The organism is Agrobacterium sp. SUL3 (assembly GCF_001263295.1).
Taxonomy (GTDB): domain Bacteria; phylum Pseudomonadota; class Alphaproteobacteria; order Rhizobiales; family Rhizobiaceae; genus Agrobacterium; species Agrobacterium tomkonis.
The window spans coordinates 170,180-188,811 of the sequence record NZ_KQ414499.1; the positions used below are offsets into that span (position 1 = coordinate 170,180).

The 18,632-nt window shown below is 59.7% G+C and carries 16 protein-coding genes; 3 read left to right on the top strand and 13 right to left on the bottom strand.

All coding sequences use genetic code 11. The features are described from left to right. Positions 1-10 precede the first annotated feature (10 nt). Genes AKG12_RS04685 through gcvA form a run of 3 tightly spaced genes read right to left on the bottom strand, consistent with a single transcriptional unit; the run spans position 11 to position 2,103 of the window. Positions 11-502 carry a CreA family protein gene (locus AKG12_RS04685; protein ID WP_020009310.1) on the bottom strand — a complete coding sequence of 164 codons (492 nt, stop codon included), beginning with the start codon at positions 500-502 and terminating at the stop codon, positions 11-13. A 46-nt stretch (positions 503-548) separates the two neighbouring features. Continuing rightward, a complete protein-coding gene (locus AKG12_RS04690; RefSeq protein ID WP_052817999.1) occupies positions 549-1,157 on the bottom strand; it encodes a 3'-5' exonuclease in 609 nt (202 codons plus the stop codon). A 43-nt stretch (positions 1,158-1,200) separates the two neighbouring features. Beyond that, on the bottom strand, positions 1,201-2,103 hold the full coding sequence (gcvA, locus tag AKG12_RS04695; RefSeq protein WP_052818000.1) for a transcriptional regulator GcvA: 903 nt from the start codon (positions 2,101-2,103) through the stop codon (positions 1,201-1,203). Between the two features lie 197 nt (positions 2,104-2,300). On the opposite strand from gcvA, the gene AKG12_RS04700 reads away from it, so the two are divergent. Both AKG12_RS04700 and AKG12_RS04705 read left to right on the top strand, forming a co-directional pair. Further along, complete coding sequence (locus AKG12_RS04700) at positions 2,301-3,227, top strand: DMT family transporter (RefSeq protein ID WP_052818001.1); 927 nt, start codon at positions 2,301-2,303, stop codon at positions 3,225-3,227. A gap of 293 nt (positions 3,228-3,520) precedes the next feature. Further along, on the top strand, positions 3,521-4,057 hold the full coding sequence (locus AKG12_RS04705) for a GNAT family N-acetyltransferase (protein ID WP_052818002.1): 537 nt from the start codon (positions 3,521-3,523) through the stop codon (positions 4,055-4,057). Between the two features lie 4 nt (positions 4,058-4,061). Here the strand turns inward: AKG12_RS04705 and AKG12_RS04710 are convergent, their stop codons facing one another. From AKG12_RS04710 to AKG12_RS04750, 9 genes are all read right to left on the bottom strand, one after another. Continuing rightward, positions 4,062-4,958, bottom strand: a complete 897-nt coding sequence (locus tag AKG12_RS04710; protein ID WP_052818003.1) for an aminoglycoside phosphotransferase family protein — start codon at positions 4,956-4,958, stop codon at positions 4,062-4,064. Between the two features lie 64 nt (positions 4,959-5,022). Beyond that, complete coding sequence (gene ligA / locus AKG12_RS04715) at positions 5,023-7,197, bottom strand: NAD-dependent DNA ligase LigA (protein WP_052818004.1); 2,175 nt, start codon at positions 7,195-7,197, stop codon at positions 5,023-5,025. 114 nt (positions 7,198-7,311) lie between these two features. Beyond that, on the bottom strand, positions 7,312-8,985 hold the full coding sequence (recN, locus tag AKG12_RS04720; protein ID WP_052818005.1) for a DNA repair protein RecN: 1,674 nt from the start codon (positions 8,983-8,985) through the stop codon (positions 7,312-7,314). Between the two features lie 15 nt (positions 8,986-9,000). Beyond that, the gene (locus AKG12_RS04725; protein ID WP_046798072.1) at positions 9,001-9,867 is read right to left on the bottom strand and encodes an outer membrane protein assembly factor BamD; all 867 of its coding nucleotides are present in this window, start codon (positions 9,865-9,867) and stop codon (positions 9,001-9,003) included. A 236-nt stretch (positions 9,868-10,103) separates the two neighbouring features. After that, positions 10,104-11,063, bottom strand: coding sequence for a UDP-3-O-acyl-N-acetylglucosamine deacetylase (gene lpxC / locus AKG12_RS04730; RefSeq protein ID WP_052818006.1), 960 nt, complete (start codon positions 11,061-11,063; stop codon positions 10,104-10,106). A 270-nt stretch (positions 11,064-11,333) separates the two neighbouring features. Continuing rightward, positions 11,334-13,082, bottom strand: a complete 1,749-nt coding sequence (ftsZ, locus tag AKG12_RS04735) for a cell division protein FtsZ (RefSeq protein WP_052818007.1) — start codon at positions 13,080-13,082, stop codon at positions 11,334-11,336. 92 nt (positions 13,083-13,174) lie between these two features. Further along, on the bottom strand, positions 13,175-14,506 hold the full coding sequence (gene ftsA / locus AKG12_RS04740) for a cell division protein FtsA (protein ID WP_003522206.1): 1,332 nt from the start codon (positions 14,504-14,506) through the stop codon (positions 13,175-13,177). Then, positions 14,503-15,435 carry a cell division protein FtsQ/DivIB gene (locus AKG12_RS04745; RefSeq protein WP_052760216.1) on the bottom strand — a complete coding sequence of 311 codons (933 nt, stop codon included), beginning with the start codon at positions 15,433-15,435 and terminating at the stop codon, positions 14,503-14,505. Before AKG12_RS04745 ends, ftsA begins: the two co-directional genes overlap by 4 nt. Then, positions 15,423-16,349 carry a D-alanine--D-alanine ligase gene (locus AKG12_RS04750; protein ID WP_046798069.1) on the bottom strand — a complete coding sequence of 309 codons (927 nt, stop codon included), beginning with the start codon at positions 16,347-16,349 and terminating at the stop codon, positions 15,423-15,425. Before AKG12_RS04750 ends, AKG12_RS04745 begins: the two co-directional genes overlap by 13 nt. A gap of 543 nt (positions 16,350-16,892) precedes the next feature. Here AKG12_RS04750 and AKG12_RS04755 point away from each other — a divergent pair. Then, positions 16,893-18,197: an MFS transporter gene (locus AKG12_RS04755; RefSeq protein WP_052818008.1), complete on the top strand. Its 1,305-nt coding sequence runs from the start codon at positions 16,893-16,895 to the stop codon at positions 18,195-18,197. 167 nt (positions 18,198-18,364) lie between these two features. Here AKG12_RS04755 and AKG12_RS04760 read toward each other — a convergent pair whose 3' ends face one another. Next, on the bottom strand, positions 18,365-18,628 hold the full coding sequence (locus AKG12_RS04760; protein WP_052818009.1) for a hypothetical protein: 264 nt from the start codon (positions 18,626-18,628) through the stop codon (positions 18,365-18,367). Positions 18,629-18,632 lie beyond the last annotated feature (4 nt).

The window sequence follows — 18,632 nt, forward strand, 5'->3', positions numbered from 1 at the left end:
TGGCAAACCCTCACGGCTTGCCCTTTTCCCACGTCACCTGCTGATTATAGAGCGGCACCGTGGAAATGGCCATCTTGGCCGAACCGTCGGTCAGTTCCCGCGCATGCACCAGATAGATCAGCGTGTCATTGGCCTTGTCATAGACGCGGCTGACGACGAGCTTCTTCCAGACCAGCGACATGCCCTGCCGGAACACCTCTTCCCCACCCTTGGAGAGATCGATATCGCCGATCTCCACCGGCCCCGTCTGGCTGCAGGAAATGGCATTGTTGGAAGGGTCTTCGAACCAGTTGCCGTTCTTCAACCGATCAATGACACCACGCTCGAAATAGGTCACATGGCAGGTCACGCCCTTGATCTTCGGATCGGCGATCGCCTCGATGACGATATCGTTGCCGATCCAGTCGACGCCGACCTCACCCACGACCTGCGAATGCGCCGCTGTCACCGGAAGCAATGCCAGAAAGCCCGCAAACAAACCCGACAGAGTTTTCATCGTCATCGCGTCTTCTCCGTTACGCTGCTTCAAACATAGGTGGGCGACACCATTAAGCAACCCGGGCGACAGCGCGTTTTTTCATGCTGCAAGGCTGGTAGCCGGTGGATGTGAGGCGGCCGGCGACCATGCCGATCTTTTCCGGCAGATCGCGGATATGGGCGACACGCAAGGCCTTCGCCGCCGCAATCGATGCGGCAGCACAGACAACCGCGTCTTCGGCGGCATTGTGGTGCACGAAACGCAGCTGGAGATGATGGGCAATCACATTCAGCTTGTGCGATTCCAGATGTGGCCAGACATGCCGGGCAATCTTGACGCTGCACAGGTAGGAAAGGTCCGGATAGGGCTGCCGATATTTGTCGAAGGAGGCCCGCATGACGCTGAAATCGAACGCGGCATTGTGGGCGATCATGGTGGCGCCATGGAAGTCGTCGATGAACTCTTCCATCACTTCAGGAAATTCCGGCGCGTCCTCGACATCATCAGGGCGAATTCCGTGCACGGCAATGTTGAAGGACGAAAACCGCATGTCCTTCGGGCGAATAAGACGTTCCTCGACACGAACGATATTACCGTCTTCTATCCATGCAAGCCCGACGGAGCAGGCACTGCCCCGCTCCTCATTGGCGGTCTCGAAATCGATGGCGATGGTTTTCAAGAGTGATTCCCGTTGTTTCATTCCGGCATAAACCGGATTGGCATCAAAGAGAACCGGCCTCGGCTGAACGCGCTTGCGAAAGCATCCATTCGATAAGCGTGACCAGATCGGGATTATCAAGCATGCGTCGCGGATAAACCAGAAAATAGGCAAGCGTGCTGGCCATGTCTTTCCCGAAGGGTGCGATCAATGCACCTTCCGCAAGTTCGCGGGAAACCAGCGAACGGCGGGTCAACGCAATGCCGTGCCCGGCTTTCGCCGCATCCAGCGCGCCATTGCTGTCGATGAAGACCGTGCCGCCGGAGGCATCCACGTCTGACGCCCCCGCCGCCTCCAGCCAGCGCCGCCATTCATTGCGGTTCTCATCGTGCAGAAGCGGCACGGATTTCAGGTCGCTCGCCTCTTGAAGCGACCCATATTTTTCCAGGAACTGTGGGGAGCAGACCGGCAGGGTGCTGTCATCGATGAAACGGATACTCTCCAGCCCTTCATAACGGCCAAAACCGTGCCGCACCGCCAGATCGACATCGTCCCTTGAAAAATCCACCAGCCGGTTCGTCACGCTGATGCGGACATCCACATGCGGGTGCTGCTGCTGGAAACTAGGCAATCTCGGCATCAGCCATTGCACGGCGAAAGTCGGCGTGCAGCTCAGCGTCAGAACGGTGATCTCGGAGCGAGCCGTCAGTTCCGCCGTCGCCTCGCGCATCATCCGGAAGGCGGTGCGAAGCGCGCCGTAATAACGTTCCCCTTCACGCGTCAGCTGGATGCTGCGCGGCTTGCGGAAAAACAGCTGCACGCCAAGACGCGCCTCCAGCTCCCGGATCTGCAGGCTGACCGCGCCGGGCGTGACATTCAGCTCGTTGGAGGCGAGCGTGACACTGCGATACCGCGCCGCGGCTTCAAAGGCCTGCAAACCTTTCAGAGAAGGTAGTTCGGCTGCCATGATTTAGCTCATCTCAATTATCGTGCGAGAAACAATCGTTTGAAGATACCATAAAACAGGGAGTAAATAGGCACAACAAGACATGAGACGCCGTGAAAACACACATTGTCGGCTTGAGCTGAACTCAACCGATATCGGGTGGATGGCGGTGATCCCGTCTGCGATCATGTCAATGCTCATGCTTTTGGGAGACTAAAATGGCGATACAGAAACAGATGGATGCCCGCGAATGGGCAATGCTCGTCGCGCTTTCGCTCCTGTGGGGCGGATCCTTCTTTTTCATCGGCGTCGCGGTCAAGGAACTGCCGCCCGTCACCATCGTCACGCTGCGCGTCAGCCTCGCGGCAATCGCGCTTCTCATCGTCTGCCGCATCATGGGCCTTCGCCTGCCGCGAGAATGGGCGGTGTGGCGCGCCTTTTTCGGCATGGGCCTGCTCAACAACATCATTCCCTTTTGCCTGATCGTCTGGGGCCAGACCCAGATTGCCAGCGGGCTTGCTTCGATCCTCAATGCCACCACGCCGCTCTTCACCGTCATCGTCGCCCACTTCCTCACCGCCGACGAGAAGATGACTGGCAACAAGCTCGCCGGCGTGCTGATCGGCTTTGCCGGCGTGGCGACCATGATCGGCCCGGCAGCCTTCGGCGGATCATCCGGCCTCTGGGGCCAGATCGCCATTCTCGGCGCGGCCATCTCCTATTCCTTCGCGGGCATATTCGGCCGCCGTTTCAAGGCCATGGGCGTGCCGCCACTGATGACCGCCACCGGCCAGATATCCTCTTCGACGCTGATGCTGATCCCGGCCGCCCTTCTCATCGACAAGCCGTGGACGCTCGCCATGCCGAGCCTCGGCACCTGGGGGGCGCTTATCGGCATCGCCCTGCTGTCGACGGCGCTCGCCTATCTGATTTTCTTCCGCATTCTTGCCAGCGCCGGCGCCACCAATCTCGCCCTCGTTACTTTCCTCATTCCCGTCAGCGCCATCCTGCTCGGCTCACTGCTTCTCGGCGAGCAACTGGAAATGAAGCATTTCGCCGGCATGGCGATGATCGCTGCCGGGCTGGCCGCGATCGATGGCAGATTGCTTTCCAGATTGCGCCAGCCTCGCCAACGGCTGCAATGAGGGCGGGAAGATCGGGCCGGCCTGCAAGAGAGCTGCCTCATCCTTTCCTCTCACCCGGTATTTTTCGGGAGTGAACCCTGCCGTGCCGCCTTGACGCCCAGTGGCTCCTCTGGCCTTATGCCGCCATGACCGGCTTTGCTACCCACATGCATCTCACCGTGACCATTCGCCCCGCAGGGCGCGTGGCGGTGTCAGTGCGTTAGTCAGCTGGTCATCCGTCCACCACCCTGCCGCATATTGGCAGGGTTTGGTGTTCCCGCTCTGCCTCGGCCGAATATCCAAGGAGAGCAGACATGCCGGAATGCGAGATACCCTCACCCCTTGACCCTGATGCGCGTTGGCCCGAAGGCCTGTGCATTCGCGCCCGCACCCCGGCAGATGCGCCGGGGATAACAGCACTGCACAACATGGCCGGATTTCGCTACGGAACGCTGCGCTGGCCGCATCAGAATCCGGAAGATATTCGCAAGGGCATCGAAACCCAGTCAGCCAACAGCTTTGCGCTGATCGCCATCCTTGACGGCAAGATCGTCGGTGATATCGGCTTGACGCGCCACACCAACCGCCGGGCACATGCGGGCAGCATCGGCATGGGTGTTCATGATGCCTATAAGGGACGGGGAATTGGCAGCGCCATGATCGGCGAAATCCTCGCCATTGCAGATCGCTGGCTGGACCTGAAACGGATCGAACTGACCGTTTTTACCGACAATGAAGCGGCGCTGGCGCTTTATCGCAAATTCGGCTTCGAGGTCGAGGGCCACCTGAAATCCTTCGCCTTCCGCGACGGCGAATATATCGATGCCTATTGCATGGCGCGTCTGCGGTAGTGGTTCAGACGGCCAAGGAATGATCTTCAAATATTTCCCGAATGGTCCGCCGCGACCATTCGGCCATTTTTTCGTTGCGCCCGCGCTCGGCATCCAGCACGATCAGCGCCTTCCATAATGCCCAGCCGCGCCCTCGCCGCCATGTAGCCCCATCCAGATTCAGCGCCCGGCGAAAAACAGCCCGGCTTTCCGCATCAAGCACATTCCACGCGAGAATGAGATCGGACGACGGATCGCCGACGCCGGAACTGCCGAAATCGATGACGGCCGAAAGGCGCCCGTCCTGCACCAGCAGATTGCCCTCGGCAATGTCGCCATGCACCCACACGCCCTGCCCCCGCCAGCGGCTCGAAAGCGCAAGCTGCCATATCTCCATGGCCAGTCCCTGATCGACTTCATCGGAAAGGCGCGCCGCCGAGGCTCGCGCCTCCCCGTCATAGACCGCAAGCGATCCACCGCGATGGAAATTATGTGTGCCCGCAGGTGGGCCATCCGAAGCATTGATGGAATGCAGGGCTTTCAAAAACGCCGCAACATCACTGGCGATCGCCGAAAGATCGATGCTGTCGAGCTGGAGGGCGAGAGGTTCACCCTTTAGCCAGCGATAAATGGACCAGCAGAACGGATAATCCTCGCCCGGCTGTCCAAGCGCTAACGGTGCTGGAATCGGAACAGGCAGAAGGGGCGCAAGGGCCGGCAACCACCGATGTTCCTTCTCCACCTGCGCCACATAGCGCTCAGCACTTGGCATGCGGATCAGCATGTCGTCACCAAGGCGGAAGCTGCGATTGTCCCAGCCGCTTGGTTCCACCGGCCGAACATCAAGGGCCGCCCATTGGGGAAACTGGCGGGCAATCAGCATGCGAACCTGCTGGGTGGTGACGACAATGCGGTCATCCATGATGCGTTCCCCGTTTCAGGCGCAAACCTCTAGCGGTGCAGGACAACACGGCAATGACGGCATATCAGCCACCAATCAGCGCCAGCCACTCATCCTCGTCCATGGTCTGCACGCCAAGCTCCGCCGCCTTGGCCAGCTTGGAGCCGGCCCCCGGCCCCGCCACCAGAATATCCGTCTTTTTCGAGACGGAACCGGCCACTTTCGCGCCCAGGCTTTCCGCCCGGGCCTTGGCCTCGTCCCGGGTAAATTTCTCCAGCGAGCCGGTGAAGACCACCGTTTTGCCCGCCACAGGGCTACCTTCGGTGGACGGCTTTTCGGCCTCCTTCGGCTGCAGCTCCCGTATCAGCCGGTCTATAACATCGAGATTGCGTGGCTCCTTGTAGAACTCGATGATGGCGCGGGCCACCACCTCGCCGATGCCGTCAATACTGTTGAGTTCGGCCCAGGCATCGCTTGCCGGATCGGCTGCCGCCTTCATGGCCTCTTCGAAATGTTGATAGGTGCCATAGGAACGCGCCAGAAGTTTCGCCGTGGTCTCGCCGACATGACGGATGCCGAGCGCAAAGATCAGCCGATGCAGATCGATCTCGCGGCGGGCGTCGATGGCATCAAACAGCTTCTTGACACTGACCTTGCCGAAACCGTCAATATTTTCGAGCTTGGTCAGGTGGGAGGCTTCCTGCCGCACCTTCAGCGTGAAAATATCCGGAGCGGTTTTGATCGAAAGCGCTGGATCGTCGCTTTCGAAAAAGAAATCGATCTGCTTGGTGCCCAGCCCTTCAATATCGAAGGCATTACGCGAAACGAAATGTTTCAGATGCTCCACCGCCTGCGCCCGGCAGACGAAACCGCCGGTGCAGCGCGTGACCGAATCGAGCTTGCCAGTCTTTTCATTGCGTTCCCGCACCGCATGGCTGCCGCAAACAGGACATTTCTCCGGAAACGCATATTTCACCGCTTCGGCAGGGCGTTTTTCCAGCAAAACATCCAGCACCTGCGGAATGACATCGCCAGCACGCTGCACGATAACAGTATCGCCGATGCGAATGTCATGATCCTCAGGGCGAATGCGCTCGCCACTATTGCCAATGCCTTCGATGTAATCGGCATTGTGCAGCGTCGCATTGGTGACGACGACGCCGCCGACCGTGATCGGGGTCAGGCGCGCCACCGGCGTCAGCGCCCCGGTACGCCCCACCTGGATTTCGATATTCTCGACCGTGGTGAAAGCCTGTTCGGCCGGAAACTTGTGCGCTGTAGCCCAGCGCGGGCTGCGCGAACGAAAGCCCAGCCGCTCCTGCAGATCGAGCCGGTCGACCTTGTAGACGACACCATCGATATCATAATCGAGATCAGGCCGCGCGACGCCGATTTCATTATAATGCTCAAGCAATTGCTGGGCAGAGGTGAATCGCTTCATCAGCGGATTGACCGGAAATCCCCACTTCCGGAATTTCTCGACGATGCCATATTGCGTATCGGCAATCCGCGTAGGCTGGCCGCCGTCAGAGACTTCACCTAACGCGTAGGCAAAGAACCGCAGCTTGCGTTTCGCCGTCACATTGGCGTCGAGTTGGCGCAGCGAACCGGATGCCGTGTTGCGCGGGTTCACATAGGTCTGCTTGCCTTCGGCCTCCATCTGGGCGTTGAGCGCCATGAAGTCGCTCTTGGCCATATAGACCTCACCACGCACTTCCACCACATCGGGTGCATCGGCAGGCAGCTCGTTCGGGATTTCCTTGATGGTCCTGATATTGGCGGTGACGTTCTCGCCGGTCGTGCCATCGCCGCGCGTGGCCGCCGTCTTCAGCTTACCCTTCTCATAGCGGATCGACATGGAAAGCCCGTCGATCTTCGGCTCGGCGGTAAATGCGATGGAATCGTCAGGCAGATGCCCGAGGAAACGATAGACGGAACTGACGAAATCCCGCAGATCCCCTTCCGAAAACGTGTTGTCGAGCGACAGCATCGGGCGGGCATGCACGATGGGCGCAAAGGTCGGAAGCGGTGCGAAACCGACTTTTTTCGACGGGCTGTCGGCCCGCACCAGCGCTGGAAAAGCCACCTCGATGGCGTCGTTGCGCCGCTTCAGCGCATCATAGCCGGCGTCCGAAATCTCCGGCGCATCCTTGCCGTGGTAAAGCGCATCGTGGCGCGCAAGCTCAGCGGCCAGAAATGCCAGCTCCGAAGAGGCTTCAAGCTCGGTGAGGTTTTCGACGGATTTCTGGTCTTTCGACATGACGGCCTCTTTTCGGAATTACCGAACGCTTTTAGCCGAAATAACAAACATTAAAAACAGTTTTGCCGTTGGACTCACAAGCCGAATCCGCTCGCGCAACTCTATCGGCAGCAGTCAGTCCTTGGCTGCCAGCAGACGGGCCGCCGCAGCCCTCGCCTCATCCGTCACCGACGCGCCGGCAAGCATGCGGGCAATCTCTTCGGTGCGGTGTTTCGGCTCCATGGTAGCGACGCGGGTGGCGATGCGCTCGCTGCCATCGCCGGATGGGCCCTTGGAAATGAGAAGATGGGTCGCCGCCCGCGCCGCCACCTGCGGCGCATGGGTAACGGACAGGACCTGCACGGTCTTCGACAAGCGACGTAACCGCTGGCCGATAGCATCCGCAACAGCACCACCAACACCCGTATCGATTTCATCGAACACCAGGGTCGGTGCCGAACCGCGATCCGCCAGCGCCACTTTCAGCGCCAAGAGGAAGCGGGACAATTCGCCGCCCGAGGCGACTTTCATGATCGGCCCCGGCCGTGTGCCCGGATTGGTCTGAACGTGGAATTCCACCGTGTCGATGCCGTCGCCCGTCGCCTGCTCGGTATCGGAGGTTACCTCGACGGTGAACCGCGCCCGCTCCAGCTTCAGCGCCGGAAGCTCGGCCATCACAGCACCGGAAAGTGCATCCGCCGCATGGCGGCGTTTGTCGGAAAGTGACTGGGCAGCACGGTCGAAATCAGCTTTGACGACGCCGAGATTGGCCTCCAGCTTGCCAAGCTTTTCTTCACCGGCATCGAGATCAGCGAGATCAGCCACCATTTTTTCGGCAAGAGCCGGCAGGTCAGGCACCGCGACATTGTATTTACGGCCGGCGGCGCGCAGCGCGAACAGTCGCTCCTCCACCCGCTCCAGCTCACGCGGATCGAACTCGGTGCGGCGCAACGCCGCCTCCACTTCCATCTGCGCATTGGAAAGGTTGTCAAGCGCGGCATCCAGCAATTGCACGGTGTCTTCCAGCAATCCCGGCGCTTCATGGCTCTTGCGCTCAAGCCGACGCATCATGGATGCAATGACAGGCACGGGCGAAGCATTGCCGTTCAGAAACTCGCTGGCTTCAGCGATATCGCCGGCGATGCGTTCGGATTTCTGCATCACAGCACGGCGCTCGGCCAGTTCATCCTCTTCGCCGTCACGCGGCGAAAGTGTCTCCAGCTCCTCGACGGAAGAGCGCAGGTAATCCGCCTCGCGGGCTGCTGCCTCCACCTTGGCGCGGTGGGTCTTCAGGGCACGCTCGGCATCTTTCCAGGTGCGGTAGAAACCCTGAACGGCGCGGGCCTCATCGGTAAGCCCGGCAAAGGCGTCCAGCAGCGTGCGGTGGGCATCGGTATCAACAAGGGCGCGGTCATCATGCTGGCCGTGAATTTCCACCAGCAACTGCCCGAGCTGGCGCATCATCTGCACGCTGATGGCCTGATCGTTGATATAGGCCTTGGTCCTGCCGTCGGCGGATTGCACCCGGCGGAAAATCAGATCGCCATCGTCATCGAGACCGTTTTCGCGCAGCAGCAGCCTTGTCGGATGATTGTTCGGCACTTCGAAAGCGGCGGTAACCTGCCCCTTCTCTTCGCCGTGGCGCACCAGGCCACCATCACCCCGGCCACCCAGCGCAAGGGAGAGACTGTCGAGCAGAATGGACTTGCCCGCGCCCGTCTCACCCGTCAACACCGAAAGGCCCGCCTCAAAACCGAGGTCGAGCCTTTCAATCAGGACGATATCGCGAATCGAGAGCTGGACCAGCATGGCCTATGCCCCGTCTCAGGCGCCGATAAGCTTCTTGCCGGCGCGCGAAATCCAGGACCCCTTGTTTTCACGCGGCTCCAGCCCCTGACCCTTCAGCAGCTTGTAGGAATCCGCATACCATTGGCTGTCGGGATAGTTGTTGCCGAGAACGGCGGCCGCAGTTTGCGCCTCGTCGGCAAGACCCATCGCATAATAGGCCTCCGTCAGACGCGCCAGCGCTTCCTCGATCTGGTTGGTGTTCTGGTACTGCTCGACGACGATTCGGAAACGCGAAACGGCGGCGAGATATTCCTTGCGCTCAAGGTAATAACGACCGACCTGCATTTCGCGGCCGGCGAGCTGGTCGCGGGCGAAACGGATCTTGGCCTGCGCATCGGCGACATATTCCGAATCGGGATAGTCGTTGACCACCTTGTTCATCGCCTCGACCGTGCGCTGGGCTGCGCGCTGGTCCTGCGTCACGTCGGAAATCTGCTTCGAATAGGCAAGGCCTATCATATACTGAACGTAAGCGGCATCCTTGGAACGCGGATATTGCCGCAGGAAGCGGCTGCCGTTGGTGATGGCCACATCATTCTTGTTGGTGCGCGTCGCAATGAAGGTCTGCATGACAAGCGCCTTCTGGCCCCATTCGGTGAATGGATATTGCTTGTCGATCGCCTCGAACTTGCGTGAGGCTTCCGTCATGTTGCCGGCGTTCATGTTGGCAAGCCCCTGCTTGTACAGAACATCAGGCGGATCGGACTCGAAGCCGAGCTTGGTAATGTCGATATCCGGATCGGACTGGCAGGCCGTGACGGCAACACTTGCACCGACCAACAACAACGAAACGGCGATCCCCCGCATCGTACCCTTCATCGCACCAGACCCTACATGCTTCATTCGACAGTTCCCACTTCCCGCGCAAATACATAAGCATCGGCTTTGCACTGGCGTTTCTAGCCATAAAAGCATCCGCAGGGCAACGCAATGATGACGCATTAACGCATTTTTATGGCATCCGCGCGCGCAATCGCATGAATATCAGGCGATATGACGAAACATCTTGCCCTGCACCATAAAAAAGCCGCCCCCAAAGGGAGCGGCCTTTTCTGTCAATCGATAGCCTGCGAACAAACTTAAGCAGACCAGGGCGCAAATTCCGGCATGTTGACCGGTACGAATTCACGGGCGCGCACCATCTGGTTGCGAGCAGCCGGTGCCTCGACGATCTCGTAAGCCGTGCGGTCGCTCAGCAGCGCCTTCAGCGCATTGGCATTGACCTTGTGCCCACCGCGATAGGAACGGTAGCAGCCGATGAACTGCGCGCCGGCAAGCGCCAGGTCGCCCACGGCGTCCAGCGTCTTGTGACGGACGAATTCGTCCTTGGCGTAACGCAGGCCTTCCATGTTGATGACGCTGTTGTCATCGGAAATGACGACCGAATTCTCAAGCGAGGAGCCGAGCGCGTAACCGGCAGCCCACAGGCGCTCCACGTCACGCATGAAACCGAAGGTACGGGCGCGCGACAATTCATTCTTGAAGGTTTCAGCCGTCAGGTCACCCTTCCAGGACTGCTTGCCGATCAGCGGCGTGTCGAAATCGATGTCGACCTCAAAGCGTGTGCCGTCATAGGGACGGAATTCCGCCCAGGACGCGCCCGAGTCGATGCGCACCGGCTTGGTGACGCGAATATAACGGCGCTTCGCACCGAGGGTCTTGATGCCGACCGATTCGATGGCTTCGATGAAAGGAGCAGAGCTGCCATCCATGATCGGTGCTTCCGGACCGTCAACCTCAACGACGAGATTGTCGAGACCCATGGCGTAGATGGCGGCCATGACGTGCTCGATCGTCGCCACTGACTGGGACAGCGAACGGCCGAGCACGGTGCACAGGTCGGTATTGCCGACATTGACCGAAACCGCCTTCAACTCGGTGACGTTGCCATTGTCATGAAGGCGATGGAATACGATGCCCGTCCCAGCTTCTGCGGGCTGGAACGTCATAGAGACCGGATTGCCGGAATGCACGCCAATGCCTTTAAGCTGAACAGCATTTGCGATAGTTGTCTGAAATCCGAGCAGTCCGATAGTCATGCGTATATGCCTTGTTTTGCAAACCGCGCCGTTTGGTGAAGCGCCGTTCAAGTTTTAAAGCCGGTTTTGGCGACCGGCCAAGTCCGTATTTTCCTTTACCCAGCCTCATACATACGCACATGTAGGTGCCACGACAAATCACTGTTCGTTTCGGATTGTTACACGCCTAAACCATTGAAAATGAAAATTAATTTAGTGTTAATCACGCAAAATAAACGAAACGCCCGGGTCGTGAAACCCGGGCGTTTGGAGAGGCGGATGGAATCGCCTTTAGTTGGACTGGCGGCGCAGGAAGGCCGGAATTTCCAGCTGGTCGTCATCATGATGGCTGGACGATGCGGGCGTTGCGCGACCGTGGTCGTCAAGCTGGCCACGACGCGGTGCGTAGAGGCTGGCTTCCGGCGAAAGCGGCGCGCGGCGCTGCGGCGCCATGCTCGGCGCATCCATCATGTCGGAGGGAACTTCTTCCTCTTCGCGGCGGCCAAGCGAGTTGGTGATGCGCTTCAGAAGACCCATCGGGCCACGCTCTTCTTGTGCAACCGGAGTAGCGCGATCACGATGATCCATCTCGGCCTTCACGACCGGCGGGAAGTCCTCAACCTTCGGCATACGTACCGGCTCGGGCTGGCGGGCAACCGGCGCCTGTTCCTGATAGACAGGAGCCTGCGGCTGCTGCATGCGCGGAGCCGGGGCGGCAACCTGTTCCGGAGCGTGGTAGACCGGTGCCGGAGCAATCGGGGCCGGAGCGGCCTGCTGAACCGGCTGGGCCGGACGCAGAGCCGGCGCTTCAGCCGGGGACGATGCGAACAGCTTGCTCTGCGGACGGAAGTCCTGAGCCGGCTGCTGGTGTGCGGCGAAACCGAGTTCGCGTTCCATTTCAGCTTCCGCCGAACGGATGGTCTGGGCGATCGGGTCTACGGTCTTGGGTGCCTGCGATACTGACTGGGCAGGCTGAACTGCGGCCGGAGCAGAAGCAACGGCCGCGGAAGGACGGATAAGCGGCTTGGCGGCAGCAGCGCGCATTTCGGCAACATTCTGTTCGCCAATGCCCGCAACGCGGTCGATGCCGGTGGCGACGACCGACACGCGGATGAGACCTTCCAGAGCTTCATCGAAGGTGGCGCCGAGGATGATGTTGGCATCCGGATCGACTTCTTCGCGGATGCGGGTTGCAGCCTCGTCGACTTCGAACAGGGTAAGGTCGCGACCGCCGGTGATGGAGATCAACAGGCCCTGTGCACCCTTCATCGAGGTTTCGTCGAGCAGCGGGTTGGCGATTGCCGCTTCCGCAGCCTGCATTGCACGGCCCGGACCCGAGGCCTCGCCGGTGCCCATCATTGCGCGGCCCATTTCACGCATGACCGAGCGGACGTCGGCGAAGTCGAGGTTGATGAGACCTTCCTTCACCATCAGGTCGGTGATGCAGGCAACGCCCGAATAGAGAACCTGGTCGGCCATGGCGAAGGCGTCGGCAAAGGTCGTCTTGTCATTGGCGATGCGGAAAAGGTTCTGGTTCGGAATGACGATCAGCGTATCGACGGACTTCTGCAGTTCCTCGATGCCCTGTTCGGCCAGACGCATGCGGCGGCCGCCTTCGAAATGGAAAGGCTTGGTGACGACGCCGACCGTCAGGATGCCCTTGTTGCGGGCCGCCTGTGCGACGACAGGTGCAGCACCGGTGCCGGTGCCGCCGCCCATGCCGGCGGTGACGAAGCACATGTGGGTGCCGTTCAGGTGGTCGATGATCTCATCGATGCATTCTTCAGCGGCGGCGCGGCCGACTTCCGGCTGGGAACCGGCGCCGAGACCCTCGGTGACGTTGACGCCGAGCTGGATGACCCGATCTGCCTTCGTCATGGTCAGTGCCTGGGCATCCGTGTTGGCGACGACGAAGTCGACACCCTGGAGGCCGGCCGTGATCATGTTGTTGACAGCGTTACCGCCACCGCCACCAACACCGAAAACGGTGATGCGTGGCTTCAGCTCGGTGATATCAGGCTTTTGCAGCTGTATCGTCATTTTACCATTCCTTCTTTCTCTGGCCGCATCGCCCCGCTGGCCGATTCTTGAAAACTCAACTCTGAAACCTCCGGCTTACGCCACGAGGCCACTCAAAAACTCTCTTTCAGCCATTGCCCCACCCGGGCTATCCGGCCGCTACCCGTACCAAACGGCGAGAACATTCCGCCTTGCGCCGCATGAATTTCGATGTCCGCCACCTGCGGATAGATCATCAGTCCGCAGGCGGTTGAAAATGCCGGTCCCTTTGCCGCTACCGGAAGACCGGCCACGCCCATGGGGCGACCGATGCGAACGTTGCGGGCGAGAATGCGCCGTGCCGTTTCCGGCAGCCCCGTCAGCTGGCTCGCGCCGCCGGTCAGGACAACGCGCTTGCCGACGATGGGGCTGAAGCCGGACTTCTGGATGCGATCACGGATCAATTCCAGCGTCTCTTCGATACGCGCCCGCACGATGCGGGTTACAAGTGCTCTTGAAACTTGCGATGGTTGATCGCGATCATCTTCGCCAATCGGCGGGATCGAAATCATGTCGCGCTCATCCGCGCCATTCAGCAAAGCCGAACCATGCACCACCTTCAGTCTCTCCGCATCTTCGATTCGTGTCGAGAGGCCACGTGCAAGATCTGTGGTGACGTGATGGCCGCCAAGGCCGATCGCATCGGTGTGAATGAGCCGGCCTTCGGCGAAAACCGAGATCGTCGTGGTGCCGCCGCCCATGTCGATGGCCGCACAGCCGAGTTCGACTTCGTCATCCACCAGCGCCGCAAGACCGCTGGCATAGGGCGTCGCCACCATGCCTTCGACCGAAAGATGCGCGCGATTGACGCAAAGCTCGAGGTTCTTCAGCGCCGTGCGTTCAACTGTCACCACATGCATGTCGACACCGAGAAGATCGCCATACATGGAGAGCGGATCGCGGATGCCGCGCTCGCCATCCAGCGAATAGCCCGTCGGCAGCGAATGCAGGATCGCCCGGTCCTGGCGCATGGACTGCTGGCTTGCAGCCACCAGAACCTTGCGCAGGTCGCTTGCTTCCACTTCCTGTCCGCCGAGATCGATGCTCGCGGTATAGATATCGCTCGCCAGCCGTCCGGCGGAAACATTGACGATCAGGCTGTCGACGGTAAGCCCCGCCATGCGCTCTGCCGCATCGACAGACAGACGGATGACGCCTTCCAGCGCGTCGAGATCAGCGATCACGCCTGACTTCACGCCGCGCGAACGCTGATGGCCGATGCCGATGATTTCGACCTTGTGGGTGCGACCGGGCAGAATTTCGCTCTCCTGGCGCGGCGTCAGCCGGCCGATCATGCACACGACCTTGGTCGAGCCGATATCCAGCACCGAGACAATGTGGCTACGCTTGGAGGAAAGCGGCTTCAGGCGAGGCAGGCCGAAATGGGAAGAACCGAATAAGCTCATGTGTTCTTCTCCGCCTTCTTGAGAGCCTTGGTGCGCGCATCGACGGCGGCCTGACGGCGCTCTGTCGCCCCTTCGGTCAGCTGGATCGTGGTGCGGTCCGCGAGCCTGAGATCGACCGCGGCGACATCGCGCGACAGAACCTTTTCCTCGAGATCGAGCCGCGCCAGCAATTGCAGCGCCTGCGGCAAGTTTTCTTCCGGCAGCTTGACCACGATGCCGTTATCGAGATGCAGATCCCAGCGACGGCCGGCAATGCGGACATAAGCGCGGACACGGTTGCGGATTTCCGGCCAGTCGGCCAGCTGCCCGACGAAACCGGCAGCACCGGTTTCCGCATCACGTCCGACAAACAGTGGCAACTCGGCGAATTTATTGTCACGCAGCGGAGCAATCACGCTGCCGCTTTTTTCGATCAGCGACAGTTCCGTTCCGTGCTGCCAGATGCCGAAGGCTTCACGCTCCTTCAGGCGAACCTCGACGGTCTTGGGATAGACCTTGCGGATATCGACATCTTCCACCCAGGGAAGCTGCACGAGCTTACGGCGCGCCGCATCGATATCGAGCGCGATGAGCGAGGTGCTGCCATCGAGGCCGAGAAGCTGGAAGACTTCGATTTCCGACGTCTGGCGATTGCCGGAGACCTTCACGTCTTCAACCGCAAAGCCCGCAGCCGATGTCGTGGTCTGGGTGACGATGTTGGTGTGTCCGCCGAGCGACATGCCGTAAAGCCCGGTCACCGCGTAAAAAGCGATGGCCGAAATCGTACCCGTATGGGCGGGAATGTGAATGCGCCCGGTCGCAAGGCTGACACCGAAACGCACGAAGCGACGCAGCGGACGCGGCAGCACCCTGCGATCGTCGGCACTGGCCGCCGCCGCATATTGCTCGCGCTTTTTTGCCGTCGACTTTTTGCCGGTCACCGCAAACACGAAGCGTCCTCCACCATCCAGCTGACAAGGTTACCAAAGGAGCGGCCAGCATGGGCCGCCATTTCCGGCACCAGGGAGGTCGGCGTCATGCCCGGCTGTGTATTCACTTCAAGCCAGATAACTTCGCCATCTTCTGAGAAGCGGTCGTCGTAACGAAAGTCTGAACGGCTTACGCCACGGCACCCGATCGCCCGATGCGCCATAACCGCCAGTGTTTGAATTTTTTGGTAAATTTTCGGTGAAATTTCTGCGGGAATGACATGTTTCGAGCCACCAGCCGCATATTTCGCATCATAATCATAAAAATTGTGACCGAGCGGCACCACTTCCGTGACGCCAAGCGCCTCGCCATCAAGCACGCCGCAGGTCAGTTCGCGGCCATGGATATAACGTTCGACCATGACCTGATCGCCGTAGCGCCATTCCGAAGAGGTGAGGATTTGCGGCGGATGCGACTGGTCTTCCTTGACGATCACCACGCCGAAGCTCGAACCTTCACGCACCGGCTTCACCACATAGGGTGGCGCGAGCGGGTGTTCGCTGGTGAAATCGAAGCGGTTCATGACGCGCTCGGCAGCAACCGGAATGCCGGCGGCGGCAGCAACTTTCTTGGCCTGCGCCTTGTCCATGGCGAGCGCGGAAGCCAGCACGCCGGAATGGGTATAGGGAATGGCCAGATATTCGAGAATGCCCTGAATGGTGCCATCTTCACCGAAGGGGCCATGCAGCGCATTGAAGGCAACGTCCGGGCGCAGTTCCGCGAGAACGGCAGCGACATCGCGCCCTACATCGACCCGGGTGACCTTGTAGCCCTCGCCTTCCAGCGCAAGCGCGCAAGCGTTGCCCGACGAGAGGCTGACCGGCCGCTCCGACGAAAACCCACCCAAAAGAACAGCTACGTGCTTGCCGCCCATCGAACCCTCTGACACCAACTCTCCGTTACGAACCACGCCCAAACCGACCGAATTTGACGGACGGTGATTCTGGCACATGACCCTTGAGATCAGTTAAACGCCATTAAGGTTAATGAATCGTTTACTTTCGTTAACCACCGCGCCCAACATGCCGAGTTCCATTAAAGAATCAGCATCGATCCGGATTCCCTCCTTGGAATCAGAGAGTTGCATGGATTGCAACATGCAGGTTTTCAATGATCGGAAATAAAGCCCCGCCAGCGCGCCTGCCGCTCCCCGCTGAAAGCAAGGCCGAAACGTTAACGAACGGCGCTTTTCCCCAGTGAAAATTATCTGACGTTTCAGCGTTTTAAATCCGCGGCCTGAATCAGTCTCTCAATCACGGAATCGCATCCGGAGGCCGCCCATCAGACCCGTCGCTTTCAAAGATCACATTATTTGCATTATTTCTTTTTTAGCATTCCATAAGAACAAAAATTGCGTTAACGCAGTCCCTGCCTCCCAAGGCATGACATTCCAATCATCTGAAATGGAACCCAAACCATGACTGACGCGATATCTCCGGTATCGTCGACAGCTGGCAATTCGAACGTTGTAAAGACAAATTCGCCTGCACGAGTTCTCACTGCCAGCCTGGTCGGCACGACCATCGAGTTTTTCGATTTTTACGTTTACGCCACGGCCGCAGTGCTCGTGTTCCCGGCATTGTTCTTCCCGAACAACGATCCGATGACGGCACTTCTGGCGTCCTTCGCCACCTTCTCCATCGCCTTTTTCGCCCGCCCGCTCGGCGCTGTCGTCTTCGGCCACTATGGTGACCGCGTCGGCCGCAAGACAACTCTCGTTGCCGCCCTTCTGACCATGGGTGTTTCAACGGTCGTGATCGGCCTCCTGCCCTCCTATGAAACCGCCGGCGTTCTTGCGCCGCTGCTGCTCGCGCTTTGCCGTTTCGGCCAGGGCTTCGGCCTTGGCGGCGAATGGGGCGGCGCGGTCCTGCTCGCCACGGAAAACGCACCTCCGGGCAAGCGCAGCTGGTACGGCATGTTCCCGCAGCTTGGCGCACCCGTCGGCCTGTTCCTCTCCTCCGGTGTGTTCTGGATTCTCCTGCACTTCATGTCGCAGGAAGCGCTCTTAAGCTGGGGCTGGCGCATTCCCTTCGTCGCCTCGATCATCCTGATCGCAGTCGGCATGTGGGTTCGCCTGTCGATCACCGAAACGCCCGACTTCCAGAAAGCCATTGAAAAGGAAGAACGTGTGGCCGTGCCGGTCGCGGAACTGTTCCGCAACCACAAGCGCAGCCTCGTGCTGGGCACCTTCGTGGCTCTGGCCACCTTCGTGCTGTTCTACATCGGCACCGCCTATCTGCTCTCCTACAACGTCAAGGTTCTGAAAATCCCGTTCCTCGACGCGCTGGAAGTGCAGATCCTCGGCTCCATAGTTTTCGGCATCTTCATCCCGATCGCCGGCAAGCTCGCGGAGAAATTCGGCCGTCGCGAAATCCTGATCCTGACGACAGTGCTGATCGGCCTGTTCTCCTTCCTGCTGCCCAGCCTGATGACCGGCAGCGAAGGTTCGATCTTCGTCTTCGCAGCTCTGGCCATGACGCTGATGGGCATGACCTATGGCCTGATCGGAACGGCGCTCGCCGCCCCCTTCCCGACCCGCGTGCGCTACACCGGCTCGTCCATCACCTTCAACATGGCCGGCATCTTCGGCGCATCGCTGGCGCCCTATATCGCCACATGGCTGCAGGTGAATTACGGCATGGGCTACGTCGGTTATTACCTCTGCCTCTCCGCCATCATCACGCTTGCCTGCATTCTGTTGTCGCGCAAGGACGAAGTCTGAGCCTGAGACAATCCTGACAGCAAAAAGCCCGCGAAACACCAGTTTCGCGGGCTTTTACTTGCATGCAATTCAGCGTCCCGGATGTTTGTAATGGTCGTAGGCCAACCAGCACAGACATATGGCGGAAACCAGCCAGGGAAATACATACCAGATGAATATTTGCGAGGTCATAGTCTTAGGCCTCCAAGCACACGTCTCGCCGTCAAATGTAGTGCAACAGCACTGAAGATCCAACCCGCCATAGCGGCAATACTGAAAACATTCGCCGACGCCGGCGTCAACGACAATGCCTGACCGACAACGCCGAGGGCAATAAAGGCCGTAGACAACCGATCCAGCGCATTGGCCATGAGCTTGCGGCGCTCGTTGGAAACAATGTCCAGCCGGCGCCGCTCCCGCTCATCTTCAACCGTTGCGCCTTCACCGGCCATTCAT